The organism is Hydrocoleum sp. CS-953 (genome assembly GCF_002260545.1).
In the GTDB taxonomy this organism is placed as follows: domain Bacteria; phylum Cyanobacteriota; class Cyanobacteriia; order Cyanobacteriales; family Microcoleaceae; genus Trichodesmium.
In genome coordinates, this window is record NZ_LGSU01000708.1 from 1 (window position 1) to 4,328 (window position 4,328).

At 35.6% G+C, this 4,328-nt stretch carries 4 protein-coding genes; 2 read left to right on the top strand and 2 right to left on the bottom strand.

The window, feature by feature from the left end:
• Positions 1 to 101: 101 nt before the first annotated feature.
• Together AFK68_RS08270 and AFK68_RS36450 are read right to left on the bottom strand one after the other, a co-directional pair.
• Positions 102 to 842, bottom strand: coding sequence for a winged helix-turn-helix domain-containing protein (locus AFK68_RS08270; protein WP_094672323.1), 741 nt, complete (start codon positions 840 to 842; stop codon positions 102 to 104).
• Between the two features lie 92 nt (positions 843 to 934).
• Complete coding sequence (locus tag AFK68_RS36450) at positions 935 to 1,102, bottom strand: hypothetical protein (RefSeq protein ID WP_168186368.1); 168 nt, start codon at positions 1,100 to 1,102, stop codon at positions 935 to 937.
• A 287-nt stretch (positions 1,103 to 1,389) separates the two neighbouring features.
• Here AFK68_RS36450 and AFK68_RS08275 point away from each other — a divergent pair, with 287 nt between their 5' ends.
• Both AFK68_RS08275 and AFK68_RS08280 read left to right on the top strand, forming a co-directional pair.
• Positions 1,390 to 2,136, top strand: coding sequence for a creatininase family protein (locus tag AFK68_RS08275; RefSeq protein ID WP_094672324.1), 747 nt, complete (start codon positions 1,390 to 1,392; stop codon positions 2,134 to 2,136).
• A gap of 993 nt (positions 2,137 to 3,129) precedes the next feature.
• Entirely contained in the window at positions 3,130 to 3,708 is a 579-nt protein-coding gene (locus tag AFK68_RS08280; protein WP_094672325.1) for a COP23 domain-containing protein, read from the top strand.
• Positions 3,709 to 4,328: the final 620 nt, after the last annotated feature.

Here is a 4,328-nt window from a genome sequence, read left to right on the forward strand (position 1 = left end):
TTATCAATTATCAATTATCAATTATCAATTATCAATTATCAATTATCAATTATCAATTATCAATTATCAATTATTGAATCCCCTACTCCCTACTCCCTAATTTACCCAAATCTATATCCAAAACCTCTAACAGTAATCACATAGTCTGGTTTACTAGGATTTAACTCTAATTTTTCCCGTAACCAGCGAATATGAACATCAACTGTTTTACTATCCCCAATAAAATCTGGTCCCCAAACTTGTTCTAACAATTGTTCGCGAGACCAAACTCTGCGTGGATAACTCATAAATAATTCAAGTAAGCGAAATTGTTTGGGGGAAAGTTTCACTTCTTCACCTCTAACCGTTACTCGGCATTCTTCGGAATAAAGGATTATATCTTGATACTGAAGCATAATTGTTTGGGATACTTGACCTAAACGTTGGCGACGCATCATAGCTTGGCAACGAGCCATAAACTCCCGCATCCCGAAGGGTTTAGTTACATAATCATCAGCTCCAGCTTCTAAATAAAAAGCACAATTATTAGCACTGCCTCTTGCTCCTAAAATCATTATTGGTATTAAATTACCTTGATGTCTTAACATCCGGCATAAATCTAAACCATTAACGGAGTCAAGAATTAGTAGATTGAAATATTGCTCACCTTTAACTGATAAAGAATTCTCAAGAGTGGGAATAACACTACGCCCGTCTGGAGCAATAACTACTTCAAAACCTTGTTCTTCTAGAGCCAGGGCTAACATATCCCGAAACAGCTCTTCGGTCTCTAATAATAAAACTTTGCTATTTGTTCTGACGGCAGACCTGCAAAGACTTTCGCTTAGATCTGGGGAAAACATAAATATCGCTTCTGGTAGGTTTGATGGTGAATTATTAATGTTGCCTTACAGAGAAATTAGGCAATTGTTAGTTAATTGTGTAGCTAATTAACTCAATTAATTTTTAACCATCCAACTGCCAAAAGCACTGGGTCTTTCTCCCATTGATACAATGCTTTCTGACTATGAAATATTACTAGGGCAACCATAGCACTAGCCGAATTTGTTCTGTAGTCTGGTTTTTTGTCGTTTCTAGAAAACGGTGTTAGTTTACTAAGCATTGCCCACTTTTATTTTGCATTGTTATGCTAAATACAAAACTTGGATGCCCCTATAGTATGACTAATAGGTTAAGAAAGGGTTATGTTTAGGTTATCAAAAGGTTAAATTATTAAAGTTTAATACAAATTTTATCAAATATTGCTACAAATTTCTAGAAGTGTGGGACTGGTAATAAATTCTATNATATTTAGAGTATATTAAAAAGTTTAACCCTAATTTAAGGTTAGATTAATTTTTTTACTTATATTTAAGATAAAAAGTATAAATAATTCAAAAAAAGTCAAATATGTTACTACACTTAAGTACCTGGCCTGAAGTTGAAGCTTATGTGAATCAATCTCAAGGTATTATTCTGCCAATAGGTTCTACTGAACAGCATGGACCTACAGGATTGATTGGTACAGATGCTATTTGTGCAGAAGCCATCTCAAAGGGAGTAGGAGAAACTGTACAAGCATTAGTGGGACCGACCATTAATGTAGGGATGGCGTTACATCATACAGATTTCCCAGGTACAATCAGTCTGCGGCCTAGTACGATGATTCAGATGATTCGTGACTATATAGTTTGTTTAACTAAGGCAGGATTTACCAAATTCTTCTTTATTAATGGTCACGGAGGCAATATCGCGACTTTGAAAGCTGCCTTCTCAGAAACTTATGCTCATTTAGCTGATTTAAATATTGCTAATGCAGACCAAGTTAAGTGTAAAGTCGGAAATTGGTTTATGTGTAGCTCAGTTTACAAATTAGCCAAAGAGTTATATGGTAATCAAGAAGGCTCTCACGCTACACCTAGCGAAGTAGCTTTAACTCAGTATGTTTACCCAGAAGCAATTAAACAAGCTCCACTTTCAGAAGATGTAGCTAGTGGATATTCAATATATAGTGCTGCTGATTTTCGTCACCGATATCCTGATGGTCGTATGGGTTCTAACCCTGCATTGGCAACACCCGAACATGGTAAGCAGTTTTATGAGTTGGCAGTAAAGGAGCTAAGTAATTCTTACTTGGAGTTTATTAATAGTGATTAGGGAGTAGTTTAGAATTTAGAATTTAGAATTTAGAATTTAGAATTCATAATTTAGAAGTTAAATTCTTGCCGTAACTAAATTAAAGAGTTTGAGAATGTCCTAGAAGCCATGGGTAATGGCGACTGCTATATAAGGATAAGGAACTCCTTCTCCTTATCTTCCCTTGCGGGGAAGAGGGTTGGGGGCTTAGATTTTTTTTGATAGCTGGTAACTAATTAAGGCTGGCTGAATAACCATCAAAGAATTGACAGATTAAAGATATTAGCCTTTTTTCGTCTCAAAAAGTACCAGTTTTTCACTTTGTCAAGCTGAAAAAGTTATAGGGCTACGCGCTAGGAACAGGGAACAGCAAACTGTTAAAGGGTTTCAAGATTTAGAAATGTCCTAAACTATTTGCGTAGTGCTATAGTATTTTGGGCAGACAACGGTAGAAAAACCAAGGGAAAATTCTGACTCCTACCTCCTCTATAATTCCCGTTCCTTCTGTAGGGGCGATTTCCTAACGGAATGCTCCGCAAACGCGAATCGCCCCTACTACTCCTGACTCCTACCCTTACCAAAATATTTTATTCAGCAAACCCTAATTAAGGCTGGCTGAATAATCATCAAAGAATTGACAGATAAAGATATTAGCCTTCTTTTCGTCTCAAAAAGTACCAGCTTTTCCCTTTGTCAAACTGAAAAAGTTAGTATTTTGGGCAGACAACGGTAGAAAAACCAAGGGAAAATTCTGACTCCTACCTCCTCTATAATTCCCGTTCCNACTAAATTATCTCAATCAAAAACGACGCATAAAAACAGTAAACCAGTAGACAAACAGCTAATATATATTACTTTTTTATCACTTTCAGATAACTTCTTGTCTGAAAGTCTTATTTTGAAATATTACTTTATTCTTACTGACAACCCTAAGTAAATCCTCTACTGTAAAAGTATGGAGAAGAAACAAAGAACTTCTCTCCCAAAGCAGATATTAAGTCAGAGGTCAAGATTGTGAATAACCAATTAAAAGTATCCTTAGCAGGTGTTTTAGCAACCGTTGGTCTCTGGGGTTTTCTACCTCAATCAGAAGCTAAAGCAGGACAATTTGAAACTACTGACAAAGTAGTTTTCACCTGTGTTTCAGTTAATGCAGCAGAAAATCAATACGCGACTGTTCCTCAAATAGTTCGTGAAACACGGGATACAAGTGAGCCTGGAATTTTAGGCGGATACCCCCTAGTGAAACGAGAAGTTATTCAAGTTTCCTCTAAGCCAATGATTGTATGGACTGCAACTCTTTCTTCCGACCATCCTAAAGGTGCTTATACTCCTGACCGTCGTTGTCAAGCAGTTAGCACTCGTCTAACTAACCTTGCTTATGCCCTAGGGATGGAAACTTTCGCAGACATCAGTCAAATTGGTGTTGTAAACCATGAGCAAGTGGTTTATGTTTCCCCAGAAGAAGAGCCTACTTTTGAGAATGTAGTCTTCACTTTAAAGCCAGAAAATCGTGAAAAAACAGAAGAAATTCTAACTCAATTTAAGGATTTCGGACAAGGTACTGCTAGTGATGAGCCTATCTACGAATAAGTGATTTTAACAGAAATGTTGAGGGAATAACTAAGGAAATAAATTTTCCCTCTTCACTTCTTTTTATTGACTTATAACTATTAACTATATAGGTTCTCAAGTTCTAGTGAGTATTAGTTGAGTAGTATCTAAAACTATCCCTAATTTAAAGTAAAATTCTCTCCCAAACTTATTAATATGGGAATATGGGGAATAATAAATCAAAATATGTAGATAATGCGCAGGTGCTTTTATCAGACACTCATAGCTTAGTTTTTTCTAAGTTTGTGTCTGTTTTAGCCACTTGCTCAATAAATTTATAATGCAATTATCTCAACTATCAAAATTATTTTTAAACTCAAGGTGAACTGTAAAAATACGGTTGATTTACGGTATAATAAAATAACGCTAAAGCGTTAATTTGTTTGTTCAAGTATTTCAATTAATTGTCAAGAGGAAAGCCATGAAAATTAAAACTACTTCAACTTTATTTACTGCAACACTAACAATGTTTTTCACTGTTAGCTTAACTGCTAATCCTGCCAAAGCTGAAGAAAAACCAGTAACTAATAATATTGGTTCCTCAGAACAATTATTGAGTACCAATGCTAATAGTTTGTCAAGTGGTAAAAGTATGAGTT

Excerpts from the sequence above, each read along its gene's own strand:
- AFK68_RS08270 (WP_094672323.1), bottom strand. The coding sequence starts at position 842 with ATGTTTTCCCCAGATCTAAGCGAAAGTCTTTGCAGGTCTGCCGTCAGA.
- AFK68_RS36450 (WP_168186368.1), bottom strand. The coding sequence starts at position 1,102 with ATGCTTAGTAAACTAACACCGTTTTCTAGAAACGACAAAAAACCAGAC.
- AFK68_RS08275 (WP_094672324.1), top strand. The coding sequence starts at position 1,390 with ATGTTACTACACTTAAGTACCTGGCCTGAAGTTGAAGCTTATGTGAAT.